The sequence below is a fragment of the Bacillus sp. A1 genome (genome assembly GCF_042296235.1).
In the GTDB taxonomy this organism is placed as follows: domain Bacteria; phylum Bacillota; class Bacilli; order Bacillales; family Bacillaceae; genus Bacillus; species Bacillus velezensis.
The window spans coordinates 2,507,075-2,526,542 of record NZ_CP141181.1 but is presented as its reverse complement, the minus strand read 5'-3'; the positions used below and the strand labels follow the sequence as shown (position 1 = coordinate 2,526,542).

28 protein-coding genes and 1 tRNA gene are annotated in these 19,468 nt (G+C 44.7%); 20 read left to right on the top strand and 9 right to left on the bottom strand.

Translation table 11 applies throughout. The features are described from left to right. Positions 1 to 53: 53 nt before the first annotated feature. Complete coding sequence (nhaC, locus tag U2H13_RS12260; protein ID WP_076983733.1) at positions 54 to 1,418, bottom strand: Na+/H+ antiporter NhaC; 1,365 nt, start codon at positions 1,416 to 1,418, stop codon at positions 54 to 56. 197 nt (positions 1,419 to 1,615) lie between these two features. Here nhaC and U2H13_RS12255 point away from each other — a divergent pair, with 197 nt between their 5' ends. From U2H13_RS12255 to U2H13_RS12235, 5 genes are all read left to right on the top strand, one after another. Continuing rightward, positions 1,616 to 1,825 (top strand): YqgQ family protein, encoded by a 210-nt coding sequence (locus U2H13_RS12255; protein ID WP_007408313.1) that lies wholly within the window; start codon positions 1,616 to 1,618, stop codon positions 1,823 to 1,825. A 34-nt stretch (positions 1,826 to 1,859) separates the two neighbouring features. Beyond that, positions 1,860 to 2,822, top strand: a complete 963-nt coding sequence (gene glcK / locus U2H13_RS12250; protein WP_014418385.1) for a glucose kinase GlcK — start codon at positions 1,860 to 1,862, stop codon at positions 2,820 to 2,822. Positions 2,823 to 2,904: 82 nt separating this feature from the next. After that, on the top strand, positions 2,905 to 4,032 hold the full coding sequence (locus U2H13_RS12245) for a M14 family metallocarboxypeptidase (RefSeq protein WP_154817568.1): 1,128 nt from the start codon (positions 2,905 to 2,907) through the stop codon (positions 4,030 to 4,032). 72 nt (positions 4,033 to 4,104) lie between these two features. Further along, positions 4,105 to 5,142: a hypothetical protein gene (locus tag U2H13_RS12240; protein WP_154817567.1), complete on the top strand. Its 1,038-nt coding sequence runs from the start codon at positions 4,105 to 4,107 to the stop codon at positions 5,140 to 5,142. 5 nt (positions 5,143 to 5,147) lie between these two features. Further along, positions 5,148 to 5,462 (top strand): MTH1187 family thiamine-binding protein, encoded by a 315-nt coding sequence (locus U2H13_RS12235; RefSeq protein ID WP_003153073.1) that lies wholly within the window; start codon positions 5,148 to 5,150, stop codon positions 5,460 to 5,462. 32 nt (positions 5,463 to 5,494) lie between these two features. Here the strand turns inward: U2H13_RS12235 and U2H13_RS12230 are convergent, their stop codons facing one another. Further along, positions 5,495 to 5,668: a DUF2759 domain-containing protein gene (locus tag U2H13_RS12230; protein ID WP_003153076.1), complete on the bottom strand. Its 174-nt coding sequence runs from the start codon at positions 5,666 to 5,668 to the stop codon at positions 5,495 to 5,497. Positions 5,669 to 5,822: 154 nt separating this feature from the next. Between U2H13_RS12230 and U2H13_RS12225 the strand changes: the two genes are divergently transcribed. Continuing rightward, positions 5,823 to 6,461 carry an MBL fold metallo-hydrolase gene (locus U2H13_RS12225; protein WP_160216926.1) on the top strand — a complete coding sequence of 213 codons (639 nt, stop codon included), beginning with the start codon at positions 5,823 to 5,825 and terminating at the stop codon, positions 6,459 to 6,461. A gap of 38 nt (positions 6,462 to 6,499) precedes the next feature. On the opposite strand, the gene U2H13_RS12220 is transcribed toward U2H13_RS12225, so the two are convergent. Continuing rightward, on the bottom strand, positions 6,500 to 6,745 hold the full coding sequence (locus tag U2H13_RS12220) for a DUF2626 domain-containing protein (protein WP_003153078.1): 246 nt from the start codon (positions 6,743 to 6,745) through the stop codon (positions 6,500 to 6,502). 236 nt (positions 6,746 to 6,981) lie between these two features. Between U2H13_RS12220 and U2H13_RS12215 the strand changes: the two genes are divergently transcribed. Next, the gene (locus U2H13_RS12215; RefSeq protein ID WP_003153079.1) at positions 6,982 to 7,362 is read left to right on the top strand and encodes a Spx/MgsR family RNA polymerase-binding regulatory protein; all 381 of its coding nucleotides are present in this window, start codon (positions 6,982 to 6,984) and stop codon (positions 7,360 to 7,362) included. 64 nt (positions 7,363 to 7,426) lie between these two features. On the opposite strand, the gene U2H13_RS12210 is transcribed toward U2H13_RS12215, so the two are convergent. Beyond that, positions 7,427 to 7,497, bottom strand: a tRNA-Gln gene (locus U2H13_RS12210). Between the two features lie 71 nt (positions 7,498 to 7,568). Here U2H13_RS12210 and U2H13_RS12205 point away from each other — a divergent pair. Further along, the gene (locus tag U2H13_RS12205; RefSeq protein WP_021494316.1) at positions 7,569 to 8,399 is read left to right on the top strand and encodes an STAS domain-containing protein; all 831 of its coding nucleotides are present in this window, start codon (positions 7,569 to 7,571) and stop codon (positions 8,397 to 8,399) included. Between the two features lie 37 nt (positions 8,400 to 8,436). Here the strand turns inward: U2H13_RS12205 and U2H13_RS12200 are convergent, their stop codons facing one another. Continuing rightward, a complete protein-coding gene (locus U2H13_RS12200) occupies positions 8,437 to 9,738 on the bottom strand; it encodes a hemolysin family protein (RefSeq protein WP_029973873.1) in 1,302 nt (433 codons plus the stop codon). Positions 9,739 to 9,883: 145 nt separating this feature from the next. Between U2H13_RS12200 and U2H13_RS12195 the strand changes: the two genes are divergently transcribed. The 9 genes from U2H13_RS12195 (at position 9,884) to U2H13_RS12155 (ending at position 15,182) form a co-directional block, all read left to right on the top strand. After that, on the top strand, positions 9,884 to 10,834 hold the full coding sequence (locus U2H13_RS12195; protein WP_014418379.1) for a magnesium transporter CorA family protein: 951 nt from the start codon (positions 9,884 to 9,886) through the stop codon (positions 10,832 to 10,834). Between the two features lie 192 nt (positions 10,835 to 11,026). After that, positions 11,027 to 12,097 carry a competence type IV pilus ATPase ComGA gene (comGA, locus tag U2H13_RS12190; RefSeq protein WP_014418378.1) on the top strand — a complete coding sequence of 357 codons (1,071 nt, stop codon included), beginning with the start codon at positions 11,027 to 11,029 and terminating at the stop codon, positions 12,095 to 12,097. Next, positions 12,084 to 13,121, top strand: coding sequence for a competence type IV pilus assembly protein ComGB (comGB, locus tag U2H13_RS12185; RefSeq protein ID WP_088461121.1), 1,038 nt, complete (start codon positions 12,084 to 12,086; stop codon positions 13,119 to 13,121). Before comGA ends, comGB begins: the two co-directional genes overlap by 14 nt. Before the next feature lie 4 nt (positions 13,122 to 13,125). Beyond that, positions 13,126 to 13,434: a competence type IV pilus major pilin ComGC gene (comGC, locus tag U2H13_RS12180; RefSeq protein ID WP_014418376.1), complete on the top strand. Its 309-nt coding sequence runs from the start codon at positions 13,126 to 13,128 to the stop codon at positions 13,432 to 13,434. After that, entirely contained in the window at positions 13,424 to 13,861 is a 438-nt protein-coding gene (gene comGD / locus U2H13_RS12175) for a competence type IV pilus minor pilin ComGD (protein WP_095061019.1), read from the top strand. The genes comGC and comGD overlap by 11 nt, the downstream gene beginning before the upstream one ends. Further along, complete coding sequence (gene comGE / locus U2H13_RS12170) at positions 13,845 to 14,159, top strand: competence type IV pilus minor pilin ComGE (protein WP_017418140.1); 315 nt, start codon at positions 13,845 to 13,847, stop codon at positions 14,157 to 14,159. Before comGD ends, comGE begins: the two co-directional genes overlap by 17 nt. 13 nt (positions 14,160 to 14,172) lie before the next feature. Then, complete coding sequence (gene comGF / locus U2H13_RS12165) at positions 14,173 to 14,568, top strand: competence type IV pilus minor pilin ComGF (RefSeq protein ID WP_025649850.1); 396 nt, start codon at positions 14,173 to 14,175, stop codon at positions 14,566 to 14,568. After that, on the top strand, positions 14,569 to 14,946 hold the full coding sequence (gene comGG, locus U2H13_RS12160) for a competence type IV pilus minor pilin ComGG (RefSeq protein ID WP_017418138.1): 378 nt from the start codon (positions 14,569 to 14,571) through the stop codon (positions 14,944 to 14,946). Positions 14,947 to 15,002: 56 nt separating this feature from the next. Then, entirely contained in the window at positions 15,003 to 15,182 is a 180-nt protein-coding gene (locus tag U2H13_RS12155; protein ID WP_003153093.1) for a YqzE family protein, read from the top strand. Between the two features lie 40 nt (positions 15,183 to 15,222). Here U2H13_RS12155 and U2H13_RS12150 read toward each other — a convergent pair whose 3' ends face one another. Next, positions 15,223 to 15,552 (bottom strand): DUF3889 domain-containing protein, encoded by a 330-nt coding sequence (locus tag U2H13_RS12150; protein ID WP_012117979.1) that lies wholly within the window; start codon positions 15,550 to 15,552, stop codon positions 15,223 to 15,225. Between the two features lie 258 nt (positions 15,553 to 15,810). Between U2H13_RS12150 and tapA the strand changes: the two genes are divergently transcribed. The 3 genes from tapA (at position 15,811) to tasA (ending at position 17,888) form a co-directional block, all read left to right on the top strand. Then, positions 15,811 to 16,482: an amyloid fiber anchoring/assembly protein TapA gene (tapA, locus tag U2H13_RS12145; protein ID WP_025649852.1), complete on the top strand. Its 672-nt coding sequence runs from the start codon at positions 15,811 to 15,813 to the stop codon at positions 16,480 to 16,482. Next, entirely contained in the window at positions 16,454 to 17,038 is a 585-nt protein-coding gene (gene sipW / locus U2H13_RS12140) for a signal peptidase I SipW (protein ID WP_012117977.1), read from the top strand. The genes tapA and sipW overlap by 29 nt, the downstream gene beginning before the upstream one ends. A 64-nt stretch (positions 17,039 to 17,102) precedes the next feature. Then, positions 17,103 to 17,888 (top strand): biofilm matrix protein TasA, encoded by a 786-nt coding sequence (gene tasA, locus U2H13_RS12135; protein ID WP_007408329.1) that lies wholly within the window; start codon positions 17,103 to 17,105, stop codon positions 17,886 to 17,888. 47 nt (positions 17,889 to 17,935) lie between these two features. Here the strand turns inward: tasA and sinR are convergent, their stop codons facing one another. From sinR to U2H13_RS12120, 3 genes are all read right to left on the bottom strand, one after another. Then, the gene (gene sinR / locus U2H13_RS12130; protein WP_003153104.1) at positions 17,936 to 18,271 is read right to left on the bottom strand and encodes a transcriptional regulator SinR; all 336 of its coding nucleotides are present in this window, start codon (positions 18,269 to 18,271) and stop codon (positions 17,936 to 17,938) included. Positions 18,272 to 18,304: 33 nt separating this feature from the next. Beyond that, the gene (gene sinI, locus U2H13_RS12125; protein ID WP_014418369.1) at positions 18,305 to 18,478 is read right to left on the bottom strand and encodes an anti-repressor SinI; all 174 of its coding nucleotides are present in this window, start codon (positions 18,476 to 18,478) and stop codon (positions 18,305 to 18,307) included. Positions 18,479 to 18,654: 176 nt separating this feature from the next. Continuing rightward, the gene (locus U2H13_RS12120; RefSeq protein ID WP_014418368.1) at positions 18,655 to 19,449 is read right to left on the bottom strand and encodes a YqhG family protein; all 795 of its coding nucleotides are present in this window, start codon (positions 19,447 to 19,449) and stop codon (positions 18,655 to 18,657) included. Between the last annotated feature and the right edge of the window lie 19 nt (positions 19,450 to 19,468).

The window sequence follows — 19,468 nt, the reverse complement described above, 5'->3', positions numbered from 1 at the left end:
ATTTTTTGCATAAGAAAACCTGCCGGTAAAAAACGGCAGGTTTTCTCGTATTGTCAGCTTTTTTTCAGGAAACCGAGCAGAATTGAGATCATAGGAGAAATGTACAGGAAAAAGGTAAACGGCAGGTAGTCGATGACGGAAACCCCTAATGCGCTTGCCATAAAAGCGCCGCTTACTCCCCAGGGAATCAGCGGGTTGATCAATGTTCCGCCGTCCTCAAGCGACCGCGCAAGGTGAATCCGCTTAATGCTGAGCTTGTCATATAAAGGTTTATAAGATTGGCCCGGAATTAAGATCGACAAATACTGCTCACCTGTCGCAAGGTTTACGCCTATACTTGAGAAGACGGTCGCCATGACAAGACGTCCTTTCGTATGCACGCCTTTTATCAATCCTTGAAGCAGCGCCGCGATCAGGCCCGTTTTTTCCATCAGGCCGCCGAGCGCAAAGGCGATCATGATCAGAGAGACTGATCCCATCATCGATTGGAGCCCGCCTCTGTTGATAATGCTGGCCACAGCCTGGTCGCCGGTTTTAAACTCCGTCCCGCTTTGCAGGGCGGATATAAATCCTTGAATGCTGCTGTCAGGAATAAAAACAGCAGTCAGAAGCCCTGCGGAAATAATACCGGCGGTAAGCACCGGAATCACGGAAACCCGTCTCACAGCTAAAATGATCACCAACAGAGGTGAAAGAAGCGACCAAGGCGTAACGTGCACGGCCTCTTTCATTCCGGAAATGACCGCCTCAATATTTTGCGTTGAAGCGGCATTTATTGAAACCGATGAACCGAGAATATAAAAAAGAACAATCGTGATCAGCAGTGCCGGAACGGTAGTGCCCATCATATGGCGAATATGCTTAAAAATCGGAATTTCGCCGATTCCGGCGGCAAAATTCGTCGTGTCGGACATCGGTGACATTTTATCACCGAAACAAGCCCCGCAAATGACTGCTCCCGCCGTCCATTCGAGCGGAACTCCCGCCGCGCTTGCTACCCCTAACAGCGCGACGCCGATTGTACTGACAGTTGTCAGACTTGAGCCGACAAGCGTGCTGATAATCATGCAGGAAAATAATGCGGTCAAAAGCAGCTGACTCGGCTGTATAATTGACAAAGCGTAAACAGTGACGGTGGGAATGGCGCCGCTGTACATCCAGGCGCCGATCAGTACACCGATCAAAGCCAGCACGATAATCGGCTGCACACCGTTTTTCAATCCGCTGACAATTCCTTTTTCAAGACTGTCCCACGAGAAACCGAGCCACAAACCTGCCAGAGACAGAATAATGACGCAAAAGAACAGCGGCATATGCGGCTCTGTATGAAAGAAAAACAGGCAGGAAATAATGACTGCTAACATCAAGACAAATAAACTGATGGCTGAGATGAACGTCAGCCTTTTTTCTTGTTTCAAAACAACACCCCATCAAACTTTAATCCTTTTGTGCTTTTGGGCACGAAAGTATTGTAACAGAAAAACGCATAAATGAGTGTTTTTTTACAATTTTGAATATACAATTTATGAAAATAATACAAGGATATTTTCTCCAATCGTTTTTTGCTTGACGCCCGGATCAGTGATGAAATACGCTTATACTAAGAAGAGTAGAAATGGTGAAGAAGATGAATTCATTTTATGACGTGCAGCAGCTGTTTAAGTCATTCGGACATATCGTTTATTTCGGTGACAGACAAGCCGAAATTGACTTTATGAAAGATGAATTAAAGGAAATGTACTTGTCAAACGTGATTGAAAGAGAATTATGGCAAAAAGCCGCCGGAGTTCTTCAGAGAGAATCGGAGCGGATCAAAGGCAGATAACAAAGCAGGATTTTAATAAGAAAAGGAGATTATTATGGAAGATACATGGTTTGCGGGGATTGATCTTGGCGGAACAACCATCAAGCTGGCCTTTATCAACATGTACGGTGAAATTCAGCATAAATGGGAAGTTCCGACCGATAAATCAGGAAACACAATTACGGTCACGATCGCCAAAGCGCTTGACCAGAAGCTGGAAGAACTGAACAAGCCGAAACGGATCGTAAAATGGATCGGAATGGGAGCGCCCGGACCCGTGGAAATGGCGACGGGAATGGTCTATGAGACGACAAATATGGGGTGGAAAAACTATCCGCTGAAAGACCATCTCGAGGCGGAAACGGGTATTCCGGCCGTCATTGAAAACGATGCCAATATCGCGGCGCTCGGAGAAATGTGGAAGGGTGCAGGTGACGGGGCCAAAGATGTCATTTTAGTGACGCTCGGAACCGGAGTCGGCGGAGGCATCATCGTCAACGGAGAAATCGTTCACGGTAAAAACGGGGCCGGCGGAGAAATCGGTCATATTTGCAGTATTCCGGAAGGAGGAGCTCCGTGCAACTGCGGAAAATCCGGCTGCATCGAAACGATTGCGTCCGCAACAGGCATCGTCCGCATCGCGAAAGAAAAGCTTGCGGCGGTTTCCGACTCTTCGCTCTTACAAGTGGATGATCTGACGGCACGTGACGTGTTCGAAGCGGCTAAACAGCAGGATAAGACAGCGCTTGAAGTCGTCGATTATGTCGCAAAACATTTAGGCCTCGTGCTCGGAAACCTGGCAAGCGCCATGAACCCGACGAAAATCGTGCTCGGCGGAGGGGTCTCTAAAGCGGGTGAAATCCTGCGGTCAAAAGTGGAAGAGACCTTCAAAATCACCGCGTTCCCGCGTTCTGCGGAAGCGGCCGATATTTCGATTGCGGCACTTGGAAATGACGCCGGAGTCATCGGCGGGGCGTGGATTGCCAAAAATGAATGGCTCAAACATCAAAACTGCTGAAGAAAGTCTGCCTGCCCATATCGCGGGCGGCTTTCTTTTTTTATCTCCCCTGTCATATAGTTTTTAAAAAAGGGGGATGAACATGGCGGGAATTCGTGTCAAACCTGAATTGAAACAGCATATGAAAGATATCGCAAAGGTGCTTTCAATTGATGAAAAACTGTTGAAAGCCGCTGATAAAACGGCGGAAAACGATGAATTGTTTTGTCCCGGCTTTGCCGTGAGCGGGCAGTCAGAGGGTCCGCCGCTTGAGACGCTGAGCGGGCTTTCGCGATACATCCGGCACTGTGAAAGGATTCTTTCCGCTGATCAATGGGTGAAGGAAGAAAAGGTGTACGGCTCCCAATCGGTTTATGAAGAAATTGAGAAAATAACGGATGTCTTTCCGTTTGTCACGTGCCGTAAAATCGGCAGTTCCGTATTGGGAAAGCCGCTTTATGAGCTGAAAATAGGTGCGGATACGGCCGAAAGAAAAGTCCATGTAAACGCCTCATTTCATGCCAATGAATGGATCACCACCTCGGTCGCGCTTAAATGGTGTAAAGAATATTGCGCGGCATTATGCGAAAATAAAACTGTTTTCGGGCACTCTGCGCTTGATATATTCAGCCGGACATCATTGTCATTCGTTCCGCTCGTAAATCCCGACGGTGTTGATCTCGTACTTTACGGATGTGAAGATTTATCAGAAAAAAATGAATTTCTTAATCAATTAAATGAGCATCGCCCGGATTTCCGCGAATGGAAGGCGAATATAAACGGTGTGGATTTAAATAAACATTTCCCATCCAATTGGGATATTGAACAGAGGCGCAAACCGAAAGCCCCTTCATACCGTGATTTTCCGGGGACGGCGCCGCTCACTGAACCGGAGGCGCAGGCGATGCACCGGCTGATAACGGAGCAGCCGCCTGACAGGCTGATCGCGCTCCATACGCAGGGAGAAGAGATTTATTGGGGATACGAAGGATGTGAACCGGAGCAATCATCCCGGATGATTCGGGAGTTTGAAGCGATAAGCGGAAACTGCTATCAAGGCGTTAAAACCATTGACAGCCATGCCGGTTTTAGGGATTGGTTTATACAGCAGTATGGAAAAGAGGGCTATACCATTGAGCTCGGGAAGGGAAAAAACCCTTTGCCTTTTCATCAGTTTGCTGATATTTATCAAGCGACGGAAGGTATTTTGTGGAGGTCGCTTGTTTTTTGAGACATCTGTGAAATTTCTCATTTGTTTACATAAACAAATATGGGACAATAGAAAAGAATGGAGGGAAGGCTGGTGAGATACTTGGTTTGTGTTCTGCTGTCCGCATTCGTTCTGTGTTTAGCGGCCTGTGAACCATCTCATCAGCAGCAAGACACAGGCGTTTCGGCAAAATCGGCAGAACAGAAAATCGTTCCGCTCAGTAAAAAGGAAGCGGAGAAAACGGAAGGATGGCTGGATAACAGAACGATTCTGTATACAGCACATCATCAGCTGATGAAATATGATCTTTTCAGCGGAAAATCCGAACGGCTCTATGAAACAAAGGGCCATATTGTCAATGTAAAGATCAGCCGGAAAAAACAGCTGATTCTCGTACAGGTGACAAGCAGCGGTCAGACTGAGCTTGTGCTTATGAACAAGCAGGGGAAAAGACTTTATCACAAAGCCTTTAACTCTTATGAGCTGGAGACGGCTTGGAATCCGTATGACCCGTATCAAATGATGATTACCGTTTTTACTGAAACATGGGACTTCACAGCCTATACGGCCGATATGAAAAACGGCATTTTAAAAAAGAGTCCCGTTCAGGCCCCTTTTGTCCATTGGACCTCCACTGATGAATTCCAATATATTAAGCAAGGAAAAACGGAGGAAGAGGGTCCTTTATATTCTTATGACTTGCAGACAAAAAAAGAAAAAAGAGTGCTTCATCACGTCATCTGGACCGATTCCCGCCCGGGCATGACGATTGCCGTCAGACAAACGGATCAATCGGACGGAGACGGCGAGTTCCTTTTCCAAAAGCCGGCATCCGTGACACACCGATTTCCTCTCCAAGAAAAGTATAAGAGCTTTGCGCCGATGGAATATGATTACGATCAGACACACAAGCGGTTTTACATATTTAAGCCTGAAGGCCGCTCTTACAATCTGATCAGCTTTGACTTAGGAGACGAACGGGAGCGGACGGTGCTCAAAAACACGGAAATGGAGCCGATTCAGATCTCTCCGAACGGGGAATACGCTTTATACGGCTTTACGTATGACCGTCTGATTTCACTGAAAACAGGCATGACAGAACCAATCATAACAAATGAAAAAGGAGTTTGAACCAAATGGCAATTGCAGATGTGACAATCATTCCGATCGGAACAAAAACACCGAGCGTCAGTGAGTATGTAGCGGATGTGCAAAACATTTTGGAGGGTTACAAAGCTGCTGGCAAAATCAAATTTCAGCTCACGCCGATGAACACGTTGATTGAAGGTGAGCTGAGCGACTTATTCGCAGTCATTCAGGACATTCACGAAGCCCCGTTTCAAAAAGGGCTGCACAGAGTGGCGACAAATATCCGCATTGATGACAGACGTGATAAAGAAACGACGCTGGAGAGCAAAATCAAAAGTGTCAGCAAACATTTGCAGCAATAAAAAATAAGCCTGTATCCATTGGATACAGGCTTTTAATGTGCAGTCGGATAGCCGCTGGTTACAACGGTCATAACGGTAAACCAGCCAAACACGCCCAGCGTGGCGGCGGCTAACAAAAATCCCAGGATATTTCTCTGTCTGACAGCCCGCAGGACTCCTAATACAGCTAATAATGCGACAAGGCCGAAGATTACAACAAGTAACATGATGCTCCTCCTTTGTCATTGGAACCTGAAAATCTTTCCATTTCATTTTAACCGTTTTCATTTTGTTTGTCGATAGCGTTTTCCCGGCCGCATTCATTGAATCTTCCGCAGAAAACCTACATAATAAGGGCATATACATAAAGAGGTGATGAAAGTGAAATGGAGACGAATGCCGGCCGGTCCGATTCAGGCAAACGCGTATTTTCTTGTCAGTGAGGATCAGTCCTGTCTTATTTTTGATCCGGGCGGGGAAGCGGACAAAATCAACAATTACATAAAAGAAAACAATCTGAAGCCGCTGGCCATCTTACTGACGCACGCTCATTTTGACCATATCGGCGCGCTTGACGAAGTAAGAGACAGATGGGATGTTCCCGTATATCTTCACAAAAATGAAGAAAAGTGGCTGGAAGGCTCTTCCTTAAACGGATCAGGCATATTGCGGGGCATCGCCGTAACGGCACGGCCCGCCGAACGGCTGATCGAAGGCGACGGCATTTTGGACATCGGGCCTTTCCATTTGGAGACATTGTTTACGCCGGGACATTCACCGGGAAGCGTTTCTTATTATGTGAAGGACGCGGATCTGGTGATTTCAGGTGATGTGCTCTTTCAGGGAGGCATCGGCCGCACTGATTTACACGGCGGAAGTCAGAACGTATTGCTTGATTCCATTCATCAAAAACTGCTCACGCTTCCCGGACATACACTTGTATTAAGCGGACACGGGCCGGAAACGGATATCCAGACAGAGCAGGAGCGAAACCCGTTTATTAATGGTTTTTCACTGTAAATGAAAAAAGACAGACCTAATCGGTCTGTCTTTTTCTGTCAGTGGGTTCCGCCGCCCGGTGTCATAATAAAAATTGAGTAATATGTAAATCCGGCGAAAAATACGGTTAAGTAAGCTCCGAAAATATAAATATACATCCGCTCAGTCAGATTCAAATAAGAAAGAAATACGAAAAAGATCGTCTGTCCAAAAAACAAAAGAGAAGCGTCTTTCATGCCCCCTAAAAAAAACATGACTGCAAATATCCCCGTCCAAAATCCTAACACCCGGAACATGCGATTCATTCCTTATCCCCTCCCGAGAGTCTATCTGAAGTTTATTATAATAGATCGGCACTCGAAATGTAAACATTTTCATGATTATATTTATTGTGGAATTTATGTCTATCCCTGTGTTTTATATCTTATGCCGCTCTCTGAAAAAGATCCGAAAAATTTTTTTGAAATATGTTTAATGAAAAAAAGTTCAGGGTACTTATGTTAACAAAGAGACGGATTATCCGAGGGAGGAATTTTTAAAAATGAAAGAACTTATTTTTTATTCATACCCGAGCTGCACATCATGCCGAAAAACGAAACATTGGTTAAAAGCCCACAATGTTGACTTTCAAGAGCGCCATCTATTCAGGGAGACACCGACAATTGATGAATTGAAGCAGATCTTATCATTAACGACCGAAGGAATTGATGAAATATTGGCGACGAGAAGCCAAACATTTAAAAATCTCAACCTGAACATTGAAGAAATGACTGTAAATGAAGTGCTGAAGCTTTTGACTGAGAAGCCGAAACTGCTGCGGCGTCCGATTCTGATCGATCGCAATAAGCTCGTTATCGGATACAATCCGGGAGAACTGATGAAGCTGACGAAGAAAAAAACGGTACATCAATCTGTATCATAAGAGAAAAACGAAGATCCGCTGATCAAAATTTATCAGCTAATCTTCGTTTTTTGCGGTTGCGGGACTGGGCTAGCTGGATTCGAACCAACGATCACGGAGTCAAAGTCCATTGCCTTACCGCTTGGCTATAGCCCATCGGATGTAATTACAGTATGTGCGTCCGGCGCCGATTTATACATACAAAGGAATTTGAATGGAGGAGACCCGTGAAACATTTGAACGAAACATTATCTCGAACCTTAATTGAAGAATCAGGTGAAATCACACGCCAGTGGCTGCTCATACCAAAATCGGGGCGGCCTTCAGATGATCAGAAAGCGGAAATGCAGCACCGTCTGTTAATTGAAATCGTTGCCGGCATTCTATCGGAAAAAGACGGCGGGGAAGAGGAGCTGACAAAATGGGCGCTTCAGTTCGCAAGGGACCGGGCCGTCCATGAAGTACCGGTCTATGAAAGCGTCACGAGCTTTAAAGAATTCCGGAGATTAGTCTGGAACCGCATACAGACATGCTGTGAAAAAATGTCTGAGAAGCCTGGGGCGAATGCGGTATTCTATTGGGGAGAGAAGCTGAACAAAGCAATTGACCATATGATTGAAGTATTTACAGAGGAATATTATAAAGTGACGGTTACACAATTAAACGCCCAAAAAGAAATGATTAACGAACTAAGCGCGCCGATTATGCCGATTGCCGACGGTATTGGAATTTTGCCGCTCGTCGGCGAAATTGACACCTACCGGGCAAAAATGATTTTGGAATCGGTGCTTGATCAATGTTCTTCACTCCGGCTTTCTTATTTATTTTTAGATATATCAGGTGTGCCGATTGTGGATACAATGGTCGCTTATCAGATTTTTAAAGTGATTGACAGCACAAAACTTCTTGGCATAGAAACGACAATCTCAGGCATCAGGCCGGAAATCGCGCAGACCGTCGTGAAGCTCGGCATTGATTTTTCTCAGGTGAAAACGGAGCAGAGTCTGGCGAAAGCGCTGGCAAAAAACGGATTTATCGTAAAAGAATCATTAAGATGATAAAAAGCTGAATGGCCGGGAGGGATTTCTCCCTCAGCTATTCAGCTTTGTCAGCTTCAATCGTAATGATATGATGGCTGTCGATTTCTTTTACCGTAAATGTGTAGCCTTCAAAATCTATGGTGCTCCCGGGCTTCGCGTCAATATGCTGAGTAAGAAACCAGCCCCCGAGTGTATCGACTTGATCAGCCGTAATCTCTGTTCCGAGTACATCATTGACGTCACTGATCAGCAATTTGGCGTTCAGGAGATAGCGGTTCTTCCCAAGCTTTTGAACGGAAGGTGTTTCGTCCGTATCAAATTCGTCGCGGATTTCGCCGACGATCTCTTCAATGATATCTTCCGCCGTTACTAATCCCGCAGTTCCGCCGTACTCATCAATGAGAATGGCCATATGGGCGTGTTCCCGCTGCATTTTAACGAATAATTGATAAATCGGAATCGTCTCAATCACGTGGATCGCCGGCTGGATGTAAGGGCTGAGTTCGTGTTTTGTAAACGCCGCTCCTTCTGACAGGAATCTGAATAAAACTTCTTTTATATTGATGATGCCGACTACATGATCTTTATCTCCTTTTACTACGGGATACCGGGTATATTTATTTGTTTTGATAATGTCCCGGAGCATATGTCCCGATCCGCTGTCTAACGGCAGGCTCACCATTTCATTCCGGGGCACCATAATTTCTTTGGCAGTGCGCTTATCAAATGTAAAAATGTTATTTACGTAATGGAGCTCGCTTTTTTTAATCATGCCGCTTCGATAGCTTTCGGCAAGGAGCACCCGCAATTCCTCTTCCGTATAAGCCATTTCATGTTCGGAAGCAGGCTTCAAGCCGAACATTGCTGTAATCAGGCGGGCGGAATGATTGAGCAGCCAGATGAACGGAAACATTAACTTATAAAACAAAATCATCGGTCTGGCAGACAAAAGTGTAATCCGCTCGGCTTTTTGGATAGCAAAACTTTTCGGGGCGAGTTCGCCGATGACGACATTCACATATGTAACCAGCAGAAAGGCGATGATCAATGACAGGACTTGGGCAACCGCTTCGTGAACTCCGGTCTTTAAAAATAACGGCTGAAGCATTGCTTTGACTGTCGGTTCACCCAGCCAGCCGATTCCCAAAGCGGTGACGGTGATACCCAATTGGCACGCCGATAAATATTCATCAAGGTGTGTAATGACATGCTTGGCTGCTTTTGCTCCTTTTACATTTTCCTCAATGAGCTGATTAATGCGGGAGCGCCTTGCTTTAACGATTGAAAACTCTATGGCGACAAAACACGCCGTTAATAAAATAAATAGTACGATGGCAGATAGTTTGATGATATACAATGTAACGCCTTCCGCGAAGGAAGGCTTGCACCTCCCTTTTTTCGGAATAATACCACTGTAGAAGGCTGCTCAAACATCGAACCTGGTTTAGCCTGCTTCATTTACGGTAATAAAACAAGAAAGCGATACTGGAGGATGACAAGAGATGAAGGTACATTCGGGTGCGGACTGGCTGTGGTACCAGCTCGGTCCGCATGAAAAAACAGAAGCGAAAAAAATGATCCATCACAATCACTGGCCGCAATGCGAAAAGTGGTTTGAACATGAAAATCATATAAACTTTCTGCGCTCAGATACAAATGATCAGAATAATGAAGCGGTTTTCGGTTCTTTAATCTATCATCAAGGATTAGATGATGAAAAAAACCATACCGTATTTCACTTTTATATTACGAGAGACTTCTTTTTTACAATTAATTTTGATTTTTCGCTGCTGCGCGGTGTAAAAGAAAAGCATGCCACACAGCAGATTCAAACCTGTGAAAATCCGATTGAAGGCTTTTTCGTTTTACTCGGAGAGCTGATGAATTCCTATCTGATCGGACTGGATGAATTTGAAGTCAAGCAGCGGACGCTGAAATGGCAGATTCATGATGACAACAGCAAAGGAATCTTGGAAAATGTGCATAAACTGCGCCATGAGCTGTTCATTTGGAAAGGTCTTACACTGGGGGCTAAAAAAGTAGAAATGGCTTTAAAAGAAGCTTTTCTTCCGAAAAATGACAGGCAGAAAGATTACCTCAGAGCTCATCAAAAGATGGAAAGAGGAATTACATATATCAATGAGTTTGATCAGGAATTGAGCAATCTGCTGCACGCCGAGGAAGTCATTACCTCCCAAAGAGGAAATGAAATTGTGAAAGCCTTGACGATCTTTACAACACTCTTTACACCGATGACGGCGCTTGGAGCTCTCTGGGGGATGAACTTTGATAACATGCCGGAGCTTCATTGGAAATATGCGTATATCTGTTCCATCGTGCTCATTATTGTATCAACCCTGCTGATTTATATTTATCTGCGGCACAAAGGCTGGACAGGGGACATTTTGAGGGAGCATCAAAAAAAATATTTGCGGAAAGAAAAGAAACGCTAAGAAGAGCAGGCATTCGCCTGCTTTTTTTGATGGCTGAAAATGGCCGAATGGTTCCGGATTTCATTCGGTAAATCAATGTCAGGGGGCTTGTTTTTTATTTTTTTGCGTTTTACACAGTGTAAAACGCATAATCTCTCCTTTGCCGGCTTTTGTGTATCTGATTTACAATACGTGCGGAAGGAGGGAAGTCTTGTGAAAAATATTGAAACATACAGCAGGAACATCATAAACGAGGCCTATACGGCAAGGGCTTCAGATATACACATTGTGCCGAGAGAAAGGGATGCTTTCATTCATTTTCGCATCGGCCATGCTCTTGTGAAAAAAAGAGTCTTAAAAAAAGAGGAATGTGTAAGGCTTATTTCTCATTTCAAGTTTTTATCGGCCATGGATATAGGAGAAAGACGAAAGCCGCAAAACGGGTCATTGTCTCTGCCGCTTCCGACAGAAACCGTTCATTTGAGAATGTCAACCTTGCCGACAATGAATGATGAAAGTCTTGTCATCAGGCTTTTGCCTAAGCAGCAGATTCCCCCTCTGGATAAACTGTCCTTATTTCGGGGGGCAGGCGCCGCACTATTGTCCTTTCTGAAGCATTCGCACGGCCTGCTTCTGTTTACCGGCCCGACCGGATCTGGAAAAACGACCACTCTTTACTCGCTTGTCAACTATGCAAAACGGCATTTCAACCGGCGGATTGTCACGCTTGAAGACCCCGTAGAAACAAGAGATGAGGATGTGCTGCAAGTTCAGGTGAATGAAAAAGCCGGAGTCACATATTCCGCCGGTTTAAAAGCGATTTTAAGACATGATCCCGATATGATCATCTTAGGGGAAATCAGGGATGCCGAGACGGCTGAAATCGCAGTCCGCGCGGCAATGACGGGACACCTCGTTCTTTCAAGCCTGCATACAAGAGATGCTAAGGGCGCCATATACAGGCTGCTGGAGTTTGGCGTGAACATGACAGAAATTGAACAAACCGTCATTGCCATTGCCGCTCAGCGTCTGGTTGATTTAACATGTCCGTTCTGCAAAGAGGAAAACTGTTCCGTGTACTGCCGGATGTACAGGCAGACACGCCGTGCGGGCATTTATGAACTGCTCTACGGGAAAAACCTCACCCAATGCTTTCAGGAAGCAAAGGGAGAGCACGCCAATTTTCAATATCAGACGCTCCGCAGGCTGATCAGAAAAGGAATCGCGCTCGGCTATGTCACGACCGACAATTACGATCGGTGGGTGTATCATGAAGCGGATTAAACGAACCTGGCCGTTGAAGGATCAAGCGGCTTTTTTGAAAAGGCTCGGTGAAATGACGGAAAAAGGATACAGTCTGATTGAAGGGCTAAGACTGCTGAAACTCCAGCTGCATAAACGTCAGCTTGCAGAGCTGACGGACGGAATCCGCCGGCTGAGGGAAGGTGATGCGTTTTACCAAGTGCTTGAGGCACTGTCTTTTCACAAAGAAGCCGTCTCTATCTGCTATTTCGCTGAGAAACACGGGGAATTGCCGGGGGCGATGAAACAAAGCGGCGACTTGTTACAGAGAAAGCTCATGCAGACGAATCAAATCAAAAAAATGCTCCGGTATCCGATGTTTTTAATATCTTCCGTCTGTGTCATGTTTTATATCCTGCAAAGTTTAATCATTCCGCAGTTTTCTGGGATTTATCAATCAATGAATATGAATACATCCGGTGCGACTGCTTTCATCTTTGCATTTTTTCGGCATTTTCATGAAGCCTGCGCACTGGCGCTGTCCGCCGCTTTCTGCTTGTTTTTGTACGTTTGGTTCTTATGTAAGAAAAAATCCCCGCAAGATAAAATGCTGATTGTTGTGAAAATCCCCCTATTAGGAAAAGCGGCCGTTCTTTTTAACAGCTACTTTTTCTCTTTACAGCTCAGCAGTCTTCTGAAATCCGGCCTTTCTATCTATGACAGCTTAACAGCTTTTAAAGAACAATCTTTTCTGCCTTTTTATCGTGAAGAAGCAGAGATGCTCATTACACGTCTGAAAGCCGGAGAAACCATAGAATCCGCTCTTTCTGGGCATCCGTGCTATGAAAAAGACCTTGCGGCTGCAGTCAGCCACGGACAGGCAAACGGCCTGCTTCACCGCGAACTTTATACGTACAGCCAGTTTATGATGGAGCGTCTTGAACAAAACGCGGCGAAGTATACCGGCATTCTCCAGCCTGTCATTTACGGTGTTGTGGCCGGTATGATTTTAATTGTCTACATGTCAATGCTGATGCCGATGTACCAGATGATGAACCAAATGTAAGGGAGTGCTTCGTCTGAAAAATCAAGATGGATTTACTTTAATTGAAATGCTGATTGTTTTATTTATCGTTTCCATTCTGCTTTTAATCACCATTCCTAACGTTACAAAACATAATCAAAGCATTCAGCGTAAAGGCTGTGAAGGACTGCAGAATATGGTGAAAGCCCAAGTGACGGCGTACGAAATCGACCATGAAGGTAAAATGCCGGATATGAACGATTTACAATCAGAGGGGTATATCAAAAAGAATACAGCCTGCCCGAATGGTAAACAGATCTTAATTAGTGGCGGAGAAGTTACAGTTGAACAATAACAGGCGGACAGAAAATGGGTTTACCCTTCTTGAAAGCCTGATTGTGTTAAGCCTGGCGTCCGTCCTGCTGACGGTTTTGTTCACGACGGTTCCGCCGGTCTGCACCCACCTTGTCGTGCGGCAAAAAACAGAACAGCTCCAAAAAGATATTCAGCTTGCTCAGGAAACGGCTATCGCAGAACATAAAAGAACAAAAATCACTTTTCTTCCAAAAGAGCATAAATACAAACTGCAGTCAGGCGGAAGGATTGTCGAGCGTTCTTTTGATTCGCTTCACATTACGCTTGTGACTTTACCGGAGAGCCTTGAATTTAACGAAAAAGGCCATCCGAATTCGGGAGGAAAGATTCAATTGAAGAGCGCCGGGTTCACCTATGAGATCACAGTTTACTTAGGGAGCGGAAATGTCCATGCTAAACGGAAATAAGGGGTTCTCTACTATTGAAACGCTATCAGCAATGGCCATTTGGCTGTTCCTTATGACGTCTATCATTCCGGTCTGGACGGGCATGCTGACAGATGGCCTGAAAATAGAAGATCGCCAGGAAGCGTACCAGCTTCTTCAGAAACATATCAGCACTTATATGATGACCGGAAAAAAGCCGCCGTCTCCCGGTGTGAAGTGGAAGGAGGATGGTGAGTATTACAAAGTGTGTGCGGCTGACCCCGGCGAAAAAGAAATGTGCCTCAGCATTCTCAAAACAGACTGGCTTTACGCTTCTTAATGTTTTGTTCTCCTTGGCAGTCTGTCTTTTCCTATCAGGCACCCTGGGCCCGATTTTACATCTGTTCTTATCAAACCGGACCGATAACGGCGGATTAGACAGCCGGGAGCATCAAATTGCCGTTCAGCAGATCATGAACGAATGTAAACAGGCTGAGACTGTGAAGCCGGCGGACGGCGGACGGGCGTTAGCATGCCGGAAAACAGGAGGCGAAGAAGTGCGTTTTGAAATTTATCATAAGATGATAAGGAAAAGAGTAAACGGAAAAGGCCACGTGCCGATCCTGCAAAACGCGGCATCATTAACGGCTGATGTGAAAAATGGCCTGCTCTTATTAGAGATCTCAAGCGTTACAGGTAAAAAGAATCAGGCGGTCATTCCGGTTTACAGCTCTTTTAAAGGTGATTAAATGTACAAATCTGACGGTTTTATATATCCCGCGGTTCTGTTTGTTTCTGCCGCAGTTTTACTTGTCATCAGCTATACTTCATCTGATTTCATCACCCGAAAAACATTTGCAAAAGAGGCCGGGGAGTACTGGATCGGAGAGAACCTGCTCCAAAACGGCGCGCTGCTGTCAAGCCGCCATATGACACAGGGACAAAAGGGCCAAACTGGTACACAGCGTTTTCCGTACGGCACCGTTTCTTTTCACATCACCGGGAGTGATCGAAGGGAAACGGTTCAGGTTACAATTCAGGCGGAAACCACGACAGGCACGAGACGGGAGGCTCACCTTTTGTTCGATCAGAAGAAGAAACAGCTGATTCAATGGACGGAAGTATAAAAAAGAGGCGGCGGGACAACACTTCATAGTAAAGACAGCACTATGAGGTGAGAGCCGTGAAAACAAATGATTATGTAAAATATATGACTGAGCAATTCGTTAAATATTTCGATACGCCGAAACAGGAACGGAGAGAGCGAAAAGAAGTGCGGAAAGAAAAGAAAGTGCCGGCTTCTCAGCACTGGTTCGGAATATTGCCGTACAGTTTTAAGCTGTGGATGCAGCGGAAAAAATAAAGTTGAATCACACGAAAGGTCCTCCTGATACAGGAGGGCCTTATTGGTATTCCTCAATGACGGCAATTTTATTTACTTTTTGGCTGTAGGGATTAAAAGAAATCGTAACGAACACACCAAATTCTTTTGCGCCATCCCGCAATGTCAAGTGGTATTGCTTGACTGCTTCATCCGTTCTTTTCCGGTCCCACACCTTTTGAATAAATAACGTTTGGGCGAGCGGATATCTTTTTTTAGCTTCTTTTTCTGCTAACTTTTCCCATTTTGATTTATGGTGAACAGCATAATAAGGCACCGTTTCCGCCTGAGCTGTTCCTGAAACCCCGAAAACAAGAAGAGAAAGGCAAATCAGACTTTGTTTGATCATCATTCTTCGTCCTTTCGCTGTATATACTTTCCATTTTGTGCTAGGCACCTCGTTATTTTCTCACGTTTTATTAGAAAAAATTCCAAAAAGGTGTGTAATTTGAAGCAAAACGATGTTTTTGAAAGATACCATTCTCAAAAACGAACAATTTGACCGAATTTGACATTTTTCAAGACGATAATCCTTGATTATACTTTGTTCATACAGTTCTTTAAAGAGAACGGTTGTCATATTTATTAACAGTTTTACAGGGGGTAAGGCATGTTCCGATTGTTGCGAATGGAAAAAAAGGGCAAGGTGAGATGGCGGATGATGCTATTTTTACGGCTTTCGTTCATTTTTTGCCTGTCCGTGATGATATGTGCTCAGTTCACAGGTGATACAAGTTCCTCCTTCAATGATGTGAAAAGCTTCAGTCTCCCGGTTCAAACTTGCGGAGATTTTCAATATACGGATGACGATTGCCGTTATGACGAACGCTGGGATCAAAGTGATTTACATATAACAAATCAAACTGATACGTCAGGCACCGTGTGTGCGCCGCTTCAGCTCTATGCCGAGCTGGAGAATAAGGGAAAAGAGCGGACTGTTTCTGACTGGAAATGGGAGCTCCATAAAATCACTTCTCAGCAGCAGCCTTTACGAAACGGCAATGTTGTGGATAAAGGGCTTATTACTGATAAAAAAAGCAAAACGATTTATAAAATTGAGTCAAAACGGTCTTTGCAGCCGGGCATATACGCATTCAAGGTTTACAAGCCTGAAGGGTACCCGGCCGACGAAGAAAAATTTGAGTGGTCAAAACCGATGAAACTCGTCAAATGCCGGGAACAGGCGACCGTTTCCGATCTAAAGAAAACGGAGAAAGAGCCGGCTGAGCCGGTAAAAGAAAGCGGGGAAGAACATGAAAAAAACGCTGAAACTGATCAGTAATATTTTGTATGCCGTCATCTTCAGCTTGATTATTGTGCTGACGTTAACGGTGATTTCGACCCGGGCTTCCGGGGGTGAGCCGGCCATTTTCGGCTATACGCTGAAATCCGTGCTGTCGGGTTCAATGGACCCGGAATTTAAGACGGGTTCGCTCATAGCGGTAAAGAAAATTTCTGACGTGAATGACTTAAAAAAAGGGGATGTGATCACCTTTACGCAAGATGACGGAACAGCCGTCACACACAGAATAATCGGGATCACAAAAAAGGACGGGAACCTGCTGTTTGAGACAAAAGGGGACCATAATGCCGCCCCGGATGCCGCACCCGTTCAAGCTGAAAAAGTGGCGGCCCAGTATACGGGATATCAGCTTCCGTATGCCGGATATGTCATACATTTGGCCAGCCAGCCGATCGGAACGGCGATTCTGTTAATCGTTCCCGGCGTCATGCTTTTGATTTACTCAATAACAGTCATTGTCAGCGCCCTCCGCGATATTGAGCGGAAAACGAAAGCGCTGGAAGAACATGCGAAAAAGGGAACCATCTCCACATGAATACGGTTGCAACCTGGCGACAGGATTTGATAACAAAAATAAAAAGTAAGGGGAGAGTACAAACATGGGTATGAAAAAGAAATTAAGCTTGGGCGTTGCCTCAGCCGCACTCGGTTTAGCATTAGTAGGAGGAGGCACATGGGCCGCATTTAATGATGTGAAGTCGACGGACGCTACATTTGCGTCAGGAACACTTGATTTATCGGCTAAAGAACAATCAGCCAATGTCAATTTGTCAAACTTAAAACCAGGCGATAAATTGACGAAAGATTTCGAATTCAGAAACAACGGTTCACTTGCCATTAAAGAAGTGCTGATGGCTTTGAATTTTACTGACTTTAAAGGAGCAAAGAAAGGAAATGAATCTGCGGAGGATTTCCTCAGCCAGTTTGAAATTACGGTTCTGACAGTCGGTAAAGAAGGGGGCAACGGCTATCCTAAAAATATCATTTTGAAGGCGGCCAGCCTGAAAGACTTATACTTAATGTCAACAAAACAGGATAAAGCAGCTGCCGAAGCGATCAGCAAGCACATTGATCCGAAATTCCTGAGTGAGAGCGGAAAAGTCAATGTAGCAACCATTAACGGCAAAACAGCTCCTGAGTACGACGGAGTTCCGAAAACGCCTGCTGATTATGACCAGGTGAGAATGGAAATCCAATTTAAAAATGACACCGCAAAAACTGCGGACGGATTAAGTGTGCAAAACAAGTTCCAAGGCAATGCGATTTCTCTTCAATTCTCTTTTGAAGCAACGCAATGGAACGGCTTGACCATTACGAAAGATCATACGGATAAAGACGGTTACGTCAAGGAAAATGAAAAGGCTCACAGTGAGGATAAAAACTAATCCGAAAGTCGGACAGTTAAAAGAGGAGTTGTGCACATATGGCGGCACTACTCCTCTTTTTGCGCTTTTCTCCATTTTTGATAATCTAAAAATTCACGAAATTGTTTTTTTGATACCCCGGATGTCATTGCATCGCGAACTAATTTCTCCCATTCACTATCTAATTGACCATCGTATTCGGTTTCATGTTTTTCATCAAGTAAAGTATGAACCGAGACGTCCAGAACAGCGGAGACTTTTTCGAGAAATTGAATGGAGGGGTTCGTCTGTAAATTTCGTTCTATTGAGCTTAAATAAGACTTCGCTACCCCAGCTTTTTCAGCTAGTTCTGATAGTGAGTAGCCTTTTTCTTTTCGGTATTGTTTAATACGCTGGCCAATCAATGTCATCACCTTCCTTGTGATATTATAGCACATTCAGAAAGGATTTACGGTATGACTTCTGGCTGCCTGGATATGTTGAGAAGACTTTTTATTCGAAAGCAGGTATTTGCGTATTTCTTCTAGGCTGATATTTGCTTTTTGGGCTTCTAATATCAGCTCAACCCATTCCTTATCTAATTGCGAAAATTCTGTTTTTGCATTTTTCATGCATTTTCTCCTCCTAAAATACTTGTTTATGTATTTCAGCCAATCCGGCCATGACCTTATCTTTACATGTCTGGAAGTGATTCATCGCATGCGAAACGCCAGAAATTTTTTCTATATACTTTTATTATAATATAGAATTTCCAGAAAAAACGGGAAAGGTGTCGAATGGATAACGCTTATCCAGAAAAATTACTTTGCAGGAAAAATAAACCGCCGTTTTCAATCTGAATGTGAATTTTCGGCTGATATAAGGCTTTCAGCGCTTGTTTTTCCAAATGATATTCCTCAGGTTTTTCCTCTGTCTGCTCATAAAACTGATCGAGCAGCCTGAGGTCCTTTTTCCATCTGGCGATCGCGCTGTCAGCCCAGTCTGATGGCTCTTTGGCGGCAGCGTCTTTTAAGTAATGCTCCATCCTTTTAATCCCGCTTTCCGGCTTAATCATCGGCGATATGGTAAAGCAATAGTCTGATATTTGCGAGGTCAGCGGAAGCGGTGCAAGCTTCTGCTGAAACCCTTCTATAATTGTTCCAGAAACAAGATGCAGGCCTAAAGACAAAAGTCTGTCTTTTTTCATGTCGGATTGGTATGAAATCACTACATTTAATCCCAGCCAGGGCTGAAGCGGCACTCTGGCTCCGGCTGATACAATTTTCTCATATATTCTTGTAAATCTCCCATTTTGTTTAACTGCTTGAAAGATTTGAAAGAGGCGCGGGGCTCCAAAGTAAATAAATTCGCCGTCCATATCCTCCGGAGCCGTTTCTTTATCAGTGATGAACGTGATCTTCATCGGGTTCGGTTCGCCGCCCGTTTTTTCACGCCAATGCCAATAAAACGGGCGGTTCATAATTTGTTTGTCCATCTCGACCGTCAACTGAACCGTCATAAAACCCGGCCCGTGTTCTGTAATCGGACAGTGGTTCGCTTCAAAAAAGCGCAGTAAAAATTCGTGAACCTCCTGCTGTCTCATGTCGCGCTTCCTCCTTTTA

Coding starts and splice junctions, on each gene's coding strand:
- U2H13_RS12220 (WP_003153078.1), bottom strand. CDS start 6,745: ATGAATCGCATGTTCCGGGTGTTAGGATTTTGGACGGGGATATTTGCA.
- sipW (WP_012117977.1), top strand. CDS start 16,454: ATGAAAAAAACGCTGAAACTGATCAGTAATATTTTGTATGCCGTCATC.
- tasA (WP_007408329.1), top strand. CDS start 17,103: ATGGGTATGAAAAAGAAATTAAGCTTGGGCGTTGCCTCAGCCGCACTC.
- comGE (WP_017418140.1), top strand. CDS start 13,845: ATGCTAAACGGAAATAAGGGGTTCTCTACTATTGAAACGCTATCAGCA.
- U2H13_RS12245 (WP_154817568.1), top strand. CDS start 2,905: ATGGCGGGAATTCGTGTCAAACCTGAATTGAAACAGCATATGAAAGAT.
- U2H13_RS12255 (WP_007408313.1), top strand. CDS start 1,616: ATGGTGAAGAAGATGAATTCATTTTATGACGTGCAGCAGCTGTTTAAG.
- U2H13_RS12215 (WP_003153079.1), top strand. CDS start 6,982: ATGAAAGAACTTATTTTTTATTCATACCCGAGCTGCACATCATGCCGA.
- U2H13_RS12235 (WP_003153073.1), top strand. CDS start 5,148: ATGGCAATTGCAGATGTGACAATCATTCCGATCGGAACAAAAACACCG.
- tapA (WP_025649852.1), top strand. CDS start 15,811: ATGTTCCGATTGTTGCGAATGGAAAAAAAGGGCAAGGTGAGATGGCGG.
- U2H13_RS12150 (WP_012117979.1), bottom strand. CDS start 15,552: ATGATGATCAAACAAAGTCTGATTTGCCTTTCTCTTCTTGTTTTCGGG.
- U2H13_RS12120 (WP_014418368.1), bottom strand. CDS start 19,449: ATGAGACAGCAGGAGGTTCACGAATTTTTACTGCGCTTTTTTGAAGCG.
- sinI (WP_014418369.1), bottom strand. CDS start 18,478: ATGAAAAATGCAAAAACAGAATTTTCGCAATTAGATAAGGAATGGGTT.
- comGB (WP_088461121.1), top strand. CDS start 12,084: ATGAAGCGGATTAAACGAACCTGGCCGTTGAAGGATCAAGCGGCTTTT.
- U2H13_RS12195 (WP_014418379.1), top strand. CDS start 9,884: ATGAAGGTACATTCGGGTGCGGACTGGCTGTGGTACCAGCTCGGTCCG.
- glcK (WP_014418385.1), top strand. CDS start 1,860: ATGGAAGATACATGGTTTGCGGGGATTGATCTTGGCGGAACAACCATC.
- comGG (WP_017418138.1), top strand. CDS start 14,569: ATGTACAAATCTGACGGTTTTATATATCCCGCGGTTCTGTTTGTTTCT.
- U2H13_RS12230 (WP_003153076.1), bottom strand. CDS start 5,668: ATGTTACTTGTTGTAATCTTCGGCCTTGTCGCATTATTAGCTGTATTA.